This window comes from Aquibacillus saliphilus (assembly GCF_020404745.1).
Lineage (GTDB): Bacteria > Bacillota > Bacilli > Bacillales > Amphibacillaceae > Aquibacillus > Aquibacillus saliphilus.
The window spans coordinates 25,580-41,103 of sequence record NZ_JAIZAP010000009.1; the positions used below are offsets into that span (position 1 = coordinate 25,580).

Sequence of the window (15,524 nt, forward strand, 5' to 3'; positions counted from 1 at the left end):
AAGGGAAAGAACCCAAATAATCATTAACTTACTTAGTAAAAAATAACATTGTGATTACTTACTCTTAAAGTAACGGGGCAATAGTTAAACAAAGGATCGTCGATAACGGCGATTCTATTTTTGTATTTGAAGAAGTATTGGAATTTTATGTTAAAATTAATATGTGAACACCTGTACTTAAATTAACGCAGCAGAAATGTTGAAGAAATATTAAGTGATTTTGACAGGAGGAATAATTATGAGGTTAGAATACCCATTATTTATTTTTATCTTTTTTTTACTTAGTGGATTTGGATACTTTGAGCTTTTTGCCCCCTTGGGATGGTGGCAGTACCTAATAGGTCCCTTACCTATGATATTGGTATTTTGGTTGCTGTTTGACAAGTTAAATCTTAAGGAAAAGAGAGTCGACAATGGAGTCGGATTAATGATTGTACTTTCAGGATTAGTAATTTGGATAATCTTAGATGCTTTTATATTTAACTAGTGCTTTCGTTTAATAAGGCATTCTTGTTCAACTATACAGCAGTTTAGTGGAACTATAAAGCAATCGATAATGAAATTTTTTGGAGACATATGTGAGAAAATTAGGAACATAGGAGGTATGGGATATGAAAATACATCGAATAGATCATGTGGGTATAATCGTCAATGATCTTCCTGCCGCGAAAGCGTTTTTTCTCGACTTTGGGCTTGTACTGTTGGGGGAAGGAGAAGTACAAGGCGAGTGGGTGGAGCGGATAATTGGGCTTCAAGACGTTAAAGAGGAAGTTATAATGTTGCGAACGCCAGACGGTGATGCGAATATAGAACTAGTGAAATTTCACACGCCATCAGATGAAAATGGCATACAACGTCCTTTGGCAAATACCCTGGGTATCCGACATATTGCCTTTGCTGTTGAAGATATTGAAGCACTTGTTAACAAATTAAAAAAGAAAGACGCAGGACTTATTGGTGAGATTCAAAACTACGAAAACGCTTATAAATTATGCTATATTCGTGGTCCAGAGGGAATTATTTTAGAGTTGGCGGAGAAAATCAAATAAAACATGGGTAATTAATGGTATCCGTCCGATATTTGATGGATTTTGAATACCGCCAGTGAAAAATGGAATCACGTCAATAAAGTTGTTCCGCAAGCGGACGCTTTTCTTTAATAAGAAGGCGTCTTTTTCTAGTCCAATCAGATTCTAAAGCAACACATTTAATGGAATAGTTATATTAAGGCGTAGATTAGATTGTAAAGGATTCCATCTAAACTAACAAGGTCTTTTACTTGAATAAAAGAGTATCACTGAAATATTTTAAATAAGTTATGGGGTGTTTAACACCTATGAAATCAGTATTTATTGTATTGGTAGTATTGTTCTTGTTTTCACAAATATTTAATTATGAGCCATTACAAATTTTTTTCGTAGATGTTTTCACATTTATTAGTCAATCAGCGTTTTCTATTATTATAGGATTTGTCTTGTTTGCTTTTTTATTTTTTTGGATTTTTAAAAAGTAAAAATATCATTATATATTTTTGAGTTAAAGGGTACGATTGATTATTGAAGTAATGCAGCAGAAGAGTTGCAGAAGACGTTAATGCTTAACCAAAATTATATGGAGGGCTAGTTATTAAAAATATACTTCATTGGTTGCTGGATGATTATAACAATGATTTAGCTTTACTCTTTACAGGTATCTTGTCTTATTTCTCAACTACTTTTGTTTTGATGTTATTAGAGGTGAATTTAATAACTGAGGTATTGATAATAGTGATTGTATTTACTTTGATACTTAGAACTTTTTATCTCCCTATTAAAAAATTGTTAGGTAAATATAACAAACAACTTCGCATACACGTCCCTTGGATTATATTAGTAATTGTCATAACAGTTATATTTATTGATTTGATATTAAAAAGCTACTTCTGAGTAATGGGTGCTTTCCTTGAATTAGGAATTGTATCCTTGTTCAACTATATGGCAAGTTAGTGAAATTATTGCTGAGCTAACATGATTCCAACTATAATCTATGGAAGGGTTAATAGACCATCATCTATATTTAAGATTAGCCTTATAAGCACGTTTGATAACATATTGTGTACTATTACAAGGACGAGGTATTTGAATAGACATAATAAAAAAAGCGTTAAATTGTTTTTTGAATCTTACGGAATTGAGGGATTGTTAGAAGATTTTTTTAGAGATGGTATTGCTAAGCTTAGAAGGATTATGTAAATACATGATAAGAAAAGCCAGTGCAAGTGACATTGCTTTTCAAAAGATGATGGAACAAGGACAGCTTGAACATTATCAGAGCGAAACTAAATTCATTCGTGAACATGGAAGAGTGGATTTAAGGAAATTTAGACATTAAGCTTCTGTTAACTAATGGGAGATTTCTTTAGGAAAGCAGTGAGTAGGTTAGAGGGATTTTGCAAAAGATAGGTTAGATAAAATATAGGGAGGAAATTTTTATGCCTATCCAAAACGAGGATGAAATTCAACAACTAGCTGATGCTTCGCGGATATTAGAGGAGGCAGCTCTAAGAGCAAAAAATAATGCTGATCCTGCCGAGATGCAACAAATTCAAGATCAATTACGTGAGGTGCAGAACAAAATTCAAGACGCGCGCGGTCAAGCAATTAATGGAAGTGGTACTTCGACTGAGCCACTATTTGATGCTCAGCTGCGCGTGGAAGAAACGCAGCACCAAATGGAACGAGCGCTCATTAACCTAAATGCTCAGCAAGATAATGTTCAACCATAAGAAGTAGAGTAAAGAGCTTATTCCCTAATCATGAAGGGGATAAGCTCTCTTATAGTGAATCTTCTAGCTCCTTCTAAATTTCTATTCCTGCAATCCCCAAGCCCCCAGGTCCAGCATGAGTAGAAATCATAGCTCCGGCTTGAATCCATTTTACATTTTTGAAACCATTTTCGTTTGCGATTTCATCAACCCGTTGTTTGATGCTGTCATCAAGGCCGATGGAGTAGATTAAATAAAGTTGTTGACGGTCAATGTCGTATTGCTTTAAATAATCTCGTATCAGTTTTTCAGAAACTACACTCATTTTCCCGCGATATTTTTTAGTTGAAACAAGTTTTCCATCGATTAGTTCAATCAAAGGCTTTATTTTTAATAATGCTCCGCCGAGATATGCAACATTACTTACTCGTCCACCCGCTCTTAAAAATTCTAAGCTACCGGGAACGAAAGCCAGCCTTGATTTAGGGACGACAGATTCTATTTTTTCTATTAAGTGAGTCGGTTCCATTGTAGGTTCTTTTTCTAACAAGTTAACAGCATACATGACAATAGCTGCTAATCCACCCGTAACGTTCAAAGCATCGATTAGAAACAGGTCATCAAAATCTTTCGCTGCGATTATCGCATTTTGGAAGGAAGAAGATGCCTTTGATGTATAACCAATATGAACAATGATGCAATCAGGAAAATCGACTCTAATCTTCGTGAAAAAGTCATGATATTCATGTGGATTTGTTGATGTTGTAAAGGGTATTTTTTTGGTGCGCTCATAATAGTCATAAATATCCTTTACTGGTAGCGAACCATCTAAATAATCTTGGCCATCCATAACAACGTGCATTGGCACCACTTGAACCGCATGTTTATCAGCTAAATCTTGTGGTAAATCTGCTCCACTCTCTGTCGATAAAATAATTCTTCTCACCGTTCTACCCCCTTCACAAAACAAAGCCAATGATATTTCTATCGCTTGATTATGTTCTACTCTCACTATACATGAAAAGATATAATCATTCGAGGATCAATGCATTTGCTATTGAACGTTTATCAGTTTGTTAATTCGGAAATAAGTATTCTATGTACCAATAAGATGGTGCAAGAATACTGTAAAAACCTATTTTATATATGGGAGGCAATACAATGGTTTCTACTAAAGTTATAAATAAATCTAAACAATACTTGTTACAACAGAAGAAAGAAGTGTTGGGACATCTAAAAATTAATGAAAGTAATTCTAATGAAAAAATGACCGGAGACTTATCAAATTATGATAACCATCCTGGTGATCAAGGTACAGAGCTATATGACCAAGAAAAAGATATCGCCTTAGATGAGCATGCCAAACAAAAAAATAGAGAAATTAATCAGGCATTACATGCTATAGAAAATAAAAATTATGGAAAATGTGAGATATGTGGAAAAGATATTCAGGAAGAAAGGTTATTAGCGGTACCAACCACGTTCAGGTGTAAGAAACACGCTGCAAGTGAATTACGTGAGTATCGACCTGTCGAAGAAGAAATCATGGAACCGGATATTATCAGAAGAGATGCCAAAGCAGAAGCAACGGAATCAACCGCATTTAACGGCAAGGACGCTTGGCAGGCTGTTGAGGAATATGGTTCGTCTGAGACTCCTTCCGATTTTTATCAAAAGCAAGATAGTTATGACGACATGTATATTGATTCGGATCAACTTTCTGGTAGCTCCGAGGAAATTGAAGAATTAGCTGAAACAGATATAAATGGGGAAAATCAAGTAAATAGAAAGAAAAAATCAGAAGCTGAAAGTGAATAGACAAGCTTAATTAGAGTGCCAGGAACTTTTTGTGTGATAGGGAATGATCAACCTCGGGTCTCAGTCATACAGCAGTAAAACACGAACGTTAATTCATTTTTTAGATAGAATATACATTTTTCTATTGATTATCCGAATTATGTTTGTTATATTATCGATAGATAATCTTAAAAGAATTTCTCGTATATCCTCGGTAATATGGTCCGAGTGTCTCTACCTAGTTCCCACTTGAAAGAACTAGACTACGAGTTAAAGTAGATAGTTGTCGGCTCTTTAGTCGCTTCTATCTAATTTGGGCATGACTTTCATGCTTCATTTAATACACTTTAACTTTTGTGGTCTAGAAGGTAGAAAGTACTCTACATTTTCTAGACCTTATTCTGTTGATGGGAGAATATCTTCGTTATCAAAGTGCTTTTCTTTTAAAATAAAAAAGACAAAACTATGTGTGACTGGCGAACGCGGATAACCGCGAGGGAGCACATAGTGTCGTAGCCGTTCGCCTGGGCAGAGGTAAGGGAATATTTCCTTACCTCTTTCTGTTTTATAGGGGGGATAGCAGGTACTGCTTTTAATATGGCAAGAATTTTATAAAACAATGGCGGATGGCAAGGGCCCTTCCTTGCTTAAAATCTTTATTTAAAATTAAGGAGGAGGAAATGATATGAGCACAACTGTATTAGAAAAAGTAAAAACAATCAAAACTTTAAACGATATAGCAGAGAGCGGGCTCAATGTATTTAGCGGGAATTATTCACTTAACACTGACAATCAAAATCCTGATGCAATTATGGTGCGCAGTTATAATATGCATGACCTAGAGTTAACCGGTAATTTAAAAGCAATTGCGAGGGCCGGCGCGGGAGTCAATAATATCCCAATCGACAAGTGTACAGAGCAAGGAATTGTCGTTTTTAATACACCTGGCGCTAATGCGAATGCTGTAAAAGAACTTGTACTAACGTCATTAATGGCTTCATCCAGAAACCTGTTTGAGGGGGTCACTTGGACTAAAACGTTAGAAGGAGAAAGTGAACAATTTTCAAAGCTAGTAGAAAAAGGCAAGAAGCAATTTGTTGGTAAAGAAATTAAAGGGAAAACGCTTGGTGTTATTGGATTAGGTGCAATTGGTGCACAGGTAGCGAATGATGCACTTAATTTAGGTATGGATGTGATTGGATTTGACCCGTTCATCACCGTAAATACGGCTTGGAACTTGTCATCTGATGTACAACGTGCTAGTACGATTGAACAGTTGTTTATAAATTCTGATTACATTACCGTGCACGTTCCGTTAACAGGTGATACGGTAGGAATGTTTAACCAACAAACATTTAGCATTATGAAAGACGACGTCCATATATTAAATTTCTCACGTGGTGAGCTTGTCGATGAAAAGGATATGGCAATCGCACTTGAAGGTGGAATAGTAGGTAAGTATATTACCGACTTCCCAACTGAAAATGTCTTGAAAATGAAAAATGCAGTTCCATTCCCACACCTAGGTGCTTCAACGAAGGAATCAGAGGAAAATTGTGCAAAGATGGCTGCGCGTCAGGTGAAGGGATTTTTGGAAACAGGTAACATACAAAACTCAGTGAACTTTCCAAACGCTACTCTTCCTTATACAGGAAAGCGACGTGTCACAGCTTTTCACAAGAACATTCCGAACATGGTTGGACAGATTACATCTGTTATTTCAAGCTTTCATTTGAACATCGCGGATATGGTTAACAGAAGCCGCGGGGACTATGCTTATACGATGGTGGATATTGAAAATGATGTAAACGACGCTATTATTCCTGAATTGGAAGCGAAAATTAATCAAATCAACGGTATCGTTACCAATCGTATGATCTAAATAACTAGTAATCAAATCAAAGGGACGATTCTTCTTGCATGCAGAGAATCGTCCTTTTTTTTGATACTGCATCTATAAAATCTTACCTTTATTCCAAATTTTCTTCCGTTCTTTGTCTCTTGCAACCATTTGTTTATAAATTGCTTTGTTCGGTAATTTTTTAAATAAATCGTAATCTGGTCTGCCACTTCTATCGTTTGTATTTACCTCCAATAACCACAGGGAACCTGAATGATCAATACCAAAATCTGCTCCAATATCGATAAAAGGATAGTAGACGTCAAGAAGTTTGGTAATGGCAAAAGCAGATTTTCTTAAGTGTTCTTTTACTTCATTCACTTGATTTGAATCAAATAAGTTTTTTAAAACAAAGTCTGTTTCGACTACACCTCCACCTTTTGAAAACAAATTGGAAATAATCGCTTTTTCTCCACCAACTCGAATTAAATCTCCAGCGTAGAGCCAATATCCATTTCCATCTCGTTGTAAGTGGACACGAATGTCGAAAGCTCTAGTATCAAATGGAATCAATGGTGCCCGCTGTTGAATGATTGCATGTGTATGGGAATATTGATGGACTAATTGTTGTGTTAACGCGTCTTTATTTTGGAAAAAGTGATCAGCTCCATTTTGATGTTGTAAAATAAAACCGCTATAATTGGGTGTGACAAGCGTTATGTTTTTGCCAGACCAGGTATCTACCGGCTTAATGAAAAAAGATGCTTGATTGTAAGTGAATAAATCTAAGGATTGTTTGGTGAGATAATTTGTATAAGGAATGTGAAAGGGGAACCTATATGGAGCCAACAGCTTATACATTTCCCATTTATTAAAGTATAGACGTTCTTTGTCAAAGTGTACGTTCGTGTTTATTAAATCGCGATTATCATACAAATGATTGTCCATCATAATCCCTTCCCTTTAATCAATGCTATAGTATATGAATATGGTCGAAGTGGGCATTTGGTTACTAATCAACAAAAGGTTTAATGGGTGAATTGCTTTGGAAACACATGTGAATTTTACAACTTAAATGATAGAAAACTATAAAGCGTGTATGTAAAGTGTTAAACTATTCATTTAATAGGGATTAGCTCTGGTGATTCCATATGTATAACGTTTCATGTGTCAAAAAATAAAGAGTACACTGGCTATTATGTGAGTAGCTAGTATTGTAGGAGGATTTTTAAGATGGATATGAATAATAACGATATCTTAGTTAGACTAAGATATGCTCTAGATATCAAAGATACAGATATGGTGAAAATATTTAAACTTGGTGAGATTGAAATAACCAAAGAAGAGGTGCTAGAGCTCCTGGTAAAGTCAAAGGACAATTATGATAATGAAGCTTTCGATGATGAAATAGATGAAGATGAAGAGAACACGGAATGCAGTAATTTCATGTTGGAGTCATTTTTGAACGGTCTTATTATATTTAAAAGAGGTAAACAAGATCCAAAACCAGGGCAACCGGACAAACCTGCCATGTCGATAAATAATAATCGTAGTGTGAATAATGTATTGTTAAAGAAATTGAAAATTGCACTAACATTAACCAGTGAGGATATGCTTGATACATTAGAAGAAGCAGGAGTTATGATAACAAAAGGAGAACTAAGTGCTTTATTAAGAAAAGAAGGACATAAGAATTATAAAGCGTGCGGTGACAGATACGCCAGAAATTTCCTGAAAGGATTAGCTATAAAATATAGAAACTAATTATGGGTGGTGGGACAAGGGCTTCGTTTAACCTTGTCCTTATTATATTTTTATTCAGTCGAGGTGACGCGGGTAATCGATAGACGGTATTTCTTTCATCTGAAATGTGACGAATTTTAGAAGTAGACAACTGTTCCTGCTTGATTTGATCGATCCTGTGATAAAATAAAAAAGTATTCATATTTTTGTACTAGTTGCTATGAGTTCGAACAGAAGGGGTGGTACATGTTGAAACAGTTGTTTATCAAATACTTAATTATTGTTGCTATCTTTGTATTTTTAATTCTTATTACAAGCGCAATTTTTCCTAATTTAGATGGTATTGCAGGTAGAATGGTTTCGGGGGCTTCGCTCGTTATCAGCTGGGCCATAGGTACATGGATTACCAAGAAAATGAATCGTAAATAAATAAAAAGTTGGTTTTCCTTTATAATATTAGTTCCAACGGATTATAGAGGATTGTACTAGCATTGTATAAACTAAAAAAGGGTCAGTACCTATCTAAAAACTAGATACTAATCCTTTTTAGTTTGTACTTTATTTAGAAAGTTAAACGATTTTCGATTCCGACTCTCCTAATTTGGCTAAGTTTTCCTTGATATGATTTGCTGATATATAACCAAAAACTGTTGTTGGTCCTATGGTAGAACCTGGACCCGGGTAAACCCGACCCATCACTGAAGCAGAACAATTTCCGGTTGCATATAGTCCTTCGATCGGGATATTATTTCGTAGCGCTTGACCATACTCATTTGCTACAATACCACCTTTAGTTCCTAAATCACCAGGATAAATTTTACAAGCATAAAATGGCGCTTTTATGATCGAGCCCAAATTTGGGTTTCCATACCGAGGATCACCATAATAATTATCATAAACAGAATTTCCTCGCCCAAAGTCTTCGTCGATGCCTTTTTCTGCAAATGTATTAAAGCGCTCAATTTCTGCTTTTAATCCTGCGTAGTCAATGTGACATTTTTTAGCTAGTTCCTCAATCGTGTCTGCTTTAATTAAGAAACCGCTTTCAATCGCTTCTTTAGGTGTTCTTTTCGGCAACATGTCTCCGAACAAGTATTTATTGCGATGCCGGCTTTCCATAATGAGCCACGAATGAATTGCCTTACCGTTTTTTTCTTGTCTATCGAGAATTGCATGCCCCGCATCGGTATAAGATTGTGATTCATTGAAATAACGTGATCCGGTTTGGTCAACAATTACAGAGTGTGGCATGGAGCGTTCATAAACTAAAAACTTTCGAGATCCGGTTGCATCTAGTGTAGTTGGTCCCCACCAGGCATCATCTAATAAAGCTGTATCAAGCGTATGTTTTTGAGCAATTAATAGCATGTCTCCTGTATTATCTTGACTAGCGGATGTCCATTCAGTTCCAACATTGTGGTATTTATTTCGTAGCTCAGAATTTCGTTCAAACCCACCGCCTGCTAGGATAACACTTTTACTTTTAATATATAAGGGTTGACCATCCTTTTCAGTTTTCACACCAACAACTTTATCATTCTCGAATAGTAAATCTTTTAAAGGAGTGGAGAGTTTAATAGCTACGTTTTGTTCGAGGGCAATCTTCATCAAGTGACTTACTAGACCTGCACCAATCGACAGAGCATGGCGACCCATAATCTTATGTTTAAATCCATTGAGAAACATTCCGATTACAGTACTAAAGTCTTTCACATTTGTAAAAGCCTTCGGTAAGGATGCAACCTTGCCAGAATATAATGGTAAAGGTGCTTCAATTTCACCTTTTCTTATCGTGTGTTCAAAATCTCCAAGCAATCGGGCATCAAAAATTTCACCTTCTATGGAACGTCCAATCTTACCACCTGGCTTTTCTGGATAGTAGTCAGGATATAATGAACCAGCAACCCATTTCATTCCGATTTCTTCTAAAAATTTCACCATTTGATGCCCATTTTTCACATAGGCTTCTTTACGTTCGTAAGTGGAGGATGGGCCAATATCCTTAATAATTTCCTGCATATAAGTAAGAGCTTCTTCTTCACTATCCTGCAACCCGGCATTTTTAGATACGTGGTTATTTGGAATCCATAACCCACCACCAGAAAGAGCCGAGGAACCACCCCATACTTCACCTTTTTCGATAATAACTGTCTTTAACCCTTGACTAGCAGCAGTAATTGCTGCCACAAGACCACCAGCACCACTACCAACAACTACAACGTCATATTCTTCATGCCAATTCATAATACCCCTCCAATTATTTTTTTTTAATAAAAGATAGCTTAATCATTCTATTTTTCTATTTCATGGTAGGATATGTATATTGATACAATTAATATACTCTGGTTGGCTAGAAGAAAATAGTTAGAATTTTTAGAATGATTAGGTTAACTATATTATACAAGTGTGTAATAATTTTGTCCATTAATTGATTGCGGTTTCACAGGGAGTGATAGGACAATCTTTATAGTCTTGAGGAGGCGAGTTGTAAATGAACCTAGAAGATTTACGAGTCATTAAAACAAAGACAAATTTACAATCGACATTGATTGAATTACTTAAAGAAAAACCCCTTGAAAAAGTTACTGTCACGGAGCTTTGTAGATTGTCAGGGATTACAAGAAGAACATTTTATCTTCATTATGAAAATGTTCCAAAATACTTTGGAGAAATCATTGAACAGCTTATGGATGAACTAGAGCAATCGATGCAAAAAACGACAAATTACCGGCTTTTGAATTATCAGCAACTAGATCCAAAGATGATTCATTTGTTCGAACATATTTACAATAATAAAGAGTTCTATCAATTTATCTTTAACAACAATTCTAACTTTGCCTATTATGAGATGTTTTTTAAACGAATAAAAAGATTCGTAAAAAGTTCAATGGAATCAATGGATCTAATTAATGAAATAACTGATTTTGAAGTATCCTATCAGGCAAATGCAATATTAGGCATTATCTTAGAATGGTATTATCAAGATTTTCAAAAATCGGTAGCTGATATGAACCTTATCCTGTTGAAAGTTTTAAAATTATAACACTACTACAACTGTATTTCGAATCTTTGTATAAAAGTCAAAACTACAAATGTAAGAAAATTGTGGGTTTGGCTTTTTTGAACTTTTAATACTTATTCTACGAGATAGCAACAGCTAGAATCGTCTCGTGGATTATTAAAGCATTGGTTCCTTTTATTTTGGCTGTAGGCAATCCATGAAGGAATGATTGGTGCGGACTTTTTATTGTGAAGTGATTTAATTCACAGAATTTTTAAAAATTATAAATTAAAGTGGGGGTATGGTTCATTAAAGGCTGTTGCTTAAATGTGAATATTGATAAAAAAGTACATCAGTCAAAACAAAAATAGGAGGAGAAAGATACAATGAAAAGAACTGATTTGCCAATTGTTTATTCATGTTCAGGATGTTCCTCTGCCGCACAAACCGCTAATTCGATTGCCATTAAAATGGACCGAGAAAATGTTGCGGAGATGTCTTGTATTGCCGGTGTTGGTGGGGATGTTAAGTCACTAGTTAGAACAGCCAAATCTGGAAGAGATATTATTGCAATTGATGGTTGCGTACTATCCTGTAGCAAGCATTCGTTAGCTAGACATGATGTGGAAACTAAACATCATTTTGTTCTGTCTGACTTTGATGTGCCGAAGAAAAAAGGAGTGGACCCGGATCCTATGCTTACGTTACATGCATACAACCAGATTCTAGACCAAATCAGGGAAAATTCTACTATTTAATTTAATCGTAAGTAAAATCTCTTGAATATGGGGGATGCATTTGTCCCTAAACGACAAGTATTACCCTGCCGATTTTGCTCAATTTAAGTACGCCCCTGAGTCCGAGTAAATGAAATTTTCCTATCACTGGAGCGATGAATCATGATAAACTGTAACAAAATGAATGATCATTCATTAAAGGGGTGGGAGAAGCATGAAAGATAAAGTTGTTATTGTGACAGGTGGCTCGAGTGGTATGGGAAAGTACATGGCGGAGCGTTTTGCGCGGGCTGGCGCAAAAGTGGTAATCACAGGTAGAAACCAGGAAAGACTAGATCTTGCAGCAACTGAAATCAATAAGAAAGAACCAGAATCAGAGGTTTTAAAGATACAGATGGATGTACGAGAAATCGAACATGTTAGGCATATGGTATCTAAAACCCTAAAGCAATTTGGGCGGATTGATCATTTAGTCAATAATGCAGCCGGTAACTTTATTTGTCCAGCTGAAAAGTTAAGTGCGAATGGCTGGAATTCTGTTATTAACATTGTCTTGAATGGGACCTTTTATTGTAGCAGTGAAGTAGGAAAGTATTGGATTGAAAAAGGTATGAAAGGAAGCATCATTAATATGGTAGCAACCTACGCTTGGGGTGCTGGAGCTGGTGTGATCCACTCAGCCGCAGCAAAAGCAGGTGTATTATCGATGACAAGAACCCTTGCAGTTGAATGGGGCAAAAAATATGGAATTCGTGTCAATGCCATTGCTCCTGGACCGATAGACCGGACAGGAGGGGCTGAAAAATTATGGGAATCTGAAGACGCTGCAAAGAGAACGTTGGATAGTGTACCATTAGGTCGGTTAGGTACACCTGAGGAAATTGCTGAACTTGCCCTTTTTCTATTCTCTGGACATTCAGGCTACATAAATGGAGAATGTATTACGATGGACGGCGGACAATGGTTAAACCAGCAACCTTTTTAATTTTTAATCTAAATAGTTTTTTAGTTAAGCCAAGGGGTAAAGCCCTTGGTTTCTGTTTAGTATTCATCTTGAAAGTGCGTACGATTATTATTATCTGATCGAGAGAGAGCCAAGATAGTAACCGCCAAGAAAAATTGTCAAAATTAAAATGAAGTGAATAATTGCCCACCCTAGTTTACCAAATTTTAAAGACTCAATGGAAATAGGTTTTCTTAGATTTTCAGGAACGATGATTCCCCCAATCCATTCGAAAATCAAGAAAAATATCCACCACCAAGTATAAGAATGCCAAAAATCCCATTTGAAATTATATTCAATAATCCTTGTGTTCACTAATGCCCATGTTTCAAAGAACATACCGACATGAATGATTGCCCAATAGAATGGTATCTTCCATGGCCAGTGCTTTGGGCTATAGCGTACAGCAAGTAGAACCATTATCGGAAAGGATAATGCAATTGTAGTTACAGGCATAATTAGTAGGTTAGGGAACAACAAATATGGAAATGAGTAAAAATGTAATGTAACAAAAAGATAACAAAGGAGATTGCCAATTAATGCAGCTAATACAAATAATAAACCATATTTCTTCCAATTTAATTTTAAAAAAGGTAGAAGAATAACTATCCCAATTATGATTCCAAAAATGTAGATAAATGACTCGACATTAAAACCAGCATTTATATAATTTTTCACTATTATAGCCACTTTTCCTTATCTGAAATTGATACTTTCAGCTTGTGTAACAATAGCTACTTTTATTACTCACTAGGCTTGTATTTTGATGATTATTGTAATATGAGGATTGTTATTTAAAAAAAGAACCTTCAATCCGAAGATCGGATCAAAGGTTTTGTGCATTAATTTATCTTTGTTTGTCTTGTTAATTACTAGAGACTCGCTCTTTTTCACTTAGACCAAGCGTCTGTTTTGTTGATGTATGAATGTCGTTTAGCAGCTCTGGGTTCTCCATTAGTGACATGCCATAAGAAGGAATCATTTCTTTAATTTTTGGTTCCCACTCTTCGATATATTCAGGGAAACATTTTTCGATGATCTCAAGCATGACGTGAACGGCAGTTGAAGCACCAGGAGACGCGCCAAGTAGTGCTGCAATCGATCCATCTTCGGCAGTAATCGCTTCAGTACCAAGTTGAAGCGTTCCTTTGCCGCCATCTTCGGTATCTTTGATGACTTGTACACGTTGGCCAGCTATTACTAAATCCCATTCGTCGGTTTTGGCATCAGGGATAAACTCGCGTAACTCTTCCATCCGTTGTTCTTTCGATAACATAACTTGCTGAATAAGGTATTTTGTCAATGCCATGTTTTTAGCCCCTGCAGCCAACATAGTTAATAAATTATCCGGTTTTACGGAAGTTATCAAATCAAACATGGAACCATTTTTCAAAAACTTTGGTGAGAAGCCAGCATATGGTCCAAATAGCAATGACTTTTTATTGTCGATAAATCGTGTATCAAGATGCGGAACGGACATTGGAGGAGCACCGACTTTTGCTTTTCCGTACACTTTGGCATGATGCCTAGCTACTACGTCCGGGTTATTACACGCCATAAATAGTCCACTTACAGGGAATCCTCCAATATGTTTTCCTTCAGGAATACCCGATTTTTGTAGTAAATGTAGGCTTCCGCCACCACCACCGATAAAAACGAATTTTGCAGTATGACGTTCGACAGTACCGCTTTCGTCATTCTTCACTTTAAGTTCCCACAAGCCGTCGCTAGTACGTTTAATATCATTAACACTGTGCTTGTAGTTTATATCAACATTTTCACTTTCTAAGTGGTCAACCATCATGTTCGTTAATGCACCAAAATTGACATCAGTTCCAGAATCAATTTTGGTTGCCGCGACCGGTTCATCAGTTGTACGACCCCCGATAATAAGTGGTATCCAGTCCATCAGTTTTTCAGGATTATCGGAAAATTCCATCCCCTTGAAAAGCGGATTATCTGATAGCGCTTTAAAACGATTTTTTAAAAACGATATATTTTGTTCTCCTCGTACTAAACTCATATGAGGTAATGGCATGATAAAGTCCTGTGGATTATGTATTAGCTTGCGGTTTACAAGATAAGACCAAAATTGCATCGAAGTCTGAAATTGTTCATTAATTTTTATCGCTTTACTAATATCTACAGATCCATCTGGCTTTTCGGTCGTATAGTTAAGCTCGCACAGTGCCGCATGCCCCGTTCCAGCATTGTTCCACTCGTTAGAGCTTTCTTCTCCTGCTTTTTCGAGCTTCTCAAATACTGTAATTTTCCATTCTGGTACCAATTCTTTCAAGAGCGTCCCTAAAGTTGCACTCATGATTCCGGCACCAATTAAAATGACGTCTGTTTTCGTTTCTCTGTTGCTCATTTTTACCAACCTTTTCCCCTGAGATTTGCAGCGAAGATGTAGGTCACACCAAGTTACACACCTTTTCTGTCTTCAATTATAACTGTAACAGACTTTATTACAATTATTTATAGATTAATTGTCTACTAGTATATAATAATTATAAACTATTTATAGCTGTTAAAAAAGGTAGAAATCCGTTAACTTCGCCTGGGAATATATAAAACTAAAGATTTAAGCCAGCTTATTGCGTGACTATGGCAACTTGCCTTTTCAAGATAACCCTCATTACAGTAACTTTCTTCACAAT

General features: G+C 36.0%; 14 protein-coding genes, 2 pseudogenes and 2 riboswitches. Of the genes and pseudogenes, 11 read left to right on the top strand and 5 right to left on the bottom strand.

Annotated elements, in window-relative coordinates; translation table 11 throughout:
• The first annotated feature begins 238 nt into the window (after positions 1-238).
• The 4 genes and pseudogenes from LD272_RS10565 to LD272_RS10580 all read left to right on the top strand — a co-directional run bounded on the left by LD272_RS10565 (position 239) and on the right by LD272_RS10580 (position 2,764).
• Entirely contained in the window at positions 239-487 is a 249-nt protein-coding gene (locus LD272_RS10565) for a hypothetical protein (protein WP_226036582.1), read from the top strand.
• Positions 488-611: 124 nt separating this feature from the next.
• Entirely contained in the window at positions 612-1,049 is a 438-nt protein-coding gene (locus LD272_RS10570; protein WP_226036583.1) for a VOC family protein, read from the top strand.
• A gap of 1,083 nt (positions 1,050-2,132) precedes the next feature.
• A pseudogene (locus LD272_RS10575) lies at positions 2,133-2,370 on the top strand (hypothetical protein); the annotation flags it as partial.
• A 100-nt stretch (positions 2,371-2,470) separates the two neighbouring features.
• Positions 2,471-2,764, top strand: a complete 294-nt coding sequence (locus LD272_RS10580; RefSeq protein WP_226036584.1) for a hypothetical protein — start codon at positions 2,471-2,473, stop codon at positions 2,762-2,764.
• A gap of 73 nt (positions 2,765-2,837) precedes the next feature.
• Here the strand turns inward: LD272_RS10580 and LD272_RS10585 are convergent, their stop codons facing one another.
• A complete protein-coding gene (locus LD272_RS10585) occupies positions 2,838-3,689 on the bottom strand; it encodes a DegV family protein (RefSeq protein ID WP_226036585.1) in 852 nt (283 codons plus the stop codon).
• Between the two features lie 215 nt (positions 3,690-3,904).
• On the opposite strand from LD272_RS10585, the gene LD272_RS10590 reads away from it, so the two are divergent.
• Positions 3,905-4,561: a TraR/DksA C4-type zinc finger protein gene (locus LD272_RS10590; RefSeq protein WP_226036586.1), complete on the top strand. Its 657-nt coding sequence runs from the start codon at positions 3,905-3,907 to the stop codon at positions 4,559-4,561.
• A 160-nt stretch (positions 4,562-4,721) separates the two neighbouring features.
• Positions 4,722-4,826, top strand: a riboswitch (purine riboswitch).
• A gap of 173 nt (positions 4,827-4,999) precedes the next feature.
• Positions 5,000-5,077: riboswitch (ZMP/ZTP riboswitch) on the top strand.
• 148 nt (positions 5,078-5,225) lie between these two features.
• A complete protein-coding gene (locus tag LD272_RS10595) occupies positions 5,226-6,422 on the top strand; it encodes a phosphoglycerate dehydrogenase (protein ID WP_226036587.1) in 1,197 nt (398 codons plus the stop codon).
• Between the two features lie 72 nt (positions 6,423-6,494).
• Here LD272_RS10595 and LD272_RS10600 read toward each other — a convergent pair whose 3' ends face one another.
• Positions 6,495-7,328 carry a YheC/YheD family protein gene (locus LD272_RS10600; protein ID WP_226036588.1) on the bottom strand — a complete coding sequence of 278 codons (834 nt, stop codon included), beginning with the start codon at positions 7,326-7,328 and terminating at the stop codon, positions 6,495-6,497.
• Between the two features lie 285 nt (positions 7,329-7,613).
• Between LD272_RS10600 and LD272_RS10605 the strand changes: the two genes are divergently transcribed.
• Both LD272_RS10605 and LD272_RS10610 read left to right on the top strand, forming a co-directional pair.
• Positions 7,614-8,144 (top strand): YehS family protein, encoded by a 531-nt coding sequence (locus LD272_RS10605; protein ID WP_226036589.1) that lies wholly within the window; start codon positions 7,614-7,616, stop codon positions 8,142-8,144.
• Positions 8,145-8,369: 225 nt separating this feature from the next.
• Complete coding sequence (locus tag LD272_RS10610) at positions 8,370-8,552, top strand: hypothetical protein (protein WP_226036590.1); 183 nt, start codon at positions 8,370-8,372, stop codon at positions 8,550-8,552.
• A gap of 141 nt (positions 8,553-8,693) precedes the next feature.
• Here LD272_RS10610 and LD272_RS10615 read toward each other — a convergent pair whose 3' ends face one another.
• Positions 8,694-10,367, bottom strand: coding sequence for an FAD-dependent oxidoreductase (locus LD272_RS10615; RefSeq protein WP_226036591.1), 1,674 nt, complete (start codon positions 10,365-10,367; stop codon positions 8,694-8,696).
• Between the two features lie 247 nt (positions 10,368-10,614).
• On the opposite strand from LD272_RS10615, the gene LD272_RS10620 reads away from it, so the two are divergent.
• From LD272_RS10620 to fadH, 3 genes are all read left to right on the top strand, one after another.
• Positions 10,615-11,166 (top strand): TetR/AcrR family transcriptional regulator, encoded by a 552-nt coding sequence (locus LD272_RS10620; protein WP_226036592.1) that lies wholly within the window; start codon positions 10,615-10,617, stop codon positions 11,164-11,166.
• 344 nt (positions 11,167-11,510) lie between these two features.
• Entirely contained in the window at positions 11,511-11,882 is a 372-nt protein-coding gene (locus LD272_RS10625; RefSeq protein ID WP_226036593.1) for a putative zinc-binding protein, read from the top strand.
• A 193-nt stretch (positions 11,883-12,075) separates the two neighbouring features.
• The gene (gene fadH, locus LD272_RS10630; RefSeq protein WP_226036594.1) at positions 12,076-12,846 is read left to right on the top strand and encodes a 2,4-dienoyl-CoA reductase; all 771 of its coding nucleotides are present in this window, start codon (positions 12,076-12,078) and stop codon (positions 12,844-12,846) included.
• Positions 12,847-12,936: 90 nt separating this feature from the next.
• Here the strand turns inward: fadH and LD272_RS10635 are convergent, their stop codons facing one another.
• Positions 12,937-13,542 carry a CBO0543 family protein gene (locus LD272_RS10635; RefSeq protein ID WP_226036595.1) on the bottom strand — a complete coding sequence of 202 codons (606 nt, stop codon included), beginning with the start codon at positions 13,540-13,542 and terminating at the stop codon, positions 12,937-12,939.
• 187 nt (positions 13,543-13,729) lie between these two features.
• A pseudogene (locus LD272_RS10640) lies at positions 13,730-15,247 on the bottom strand (malate:quinone oxidoreductase); the annotation flags it as partial.
• Positions 15,248-15,524 lie beyond the last annotated feature (277 nt).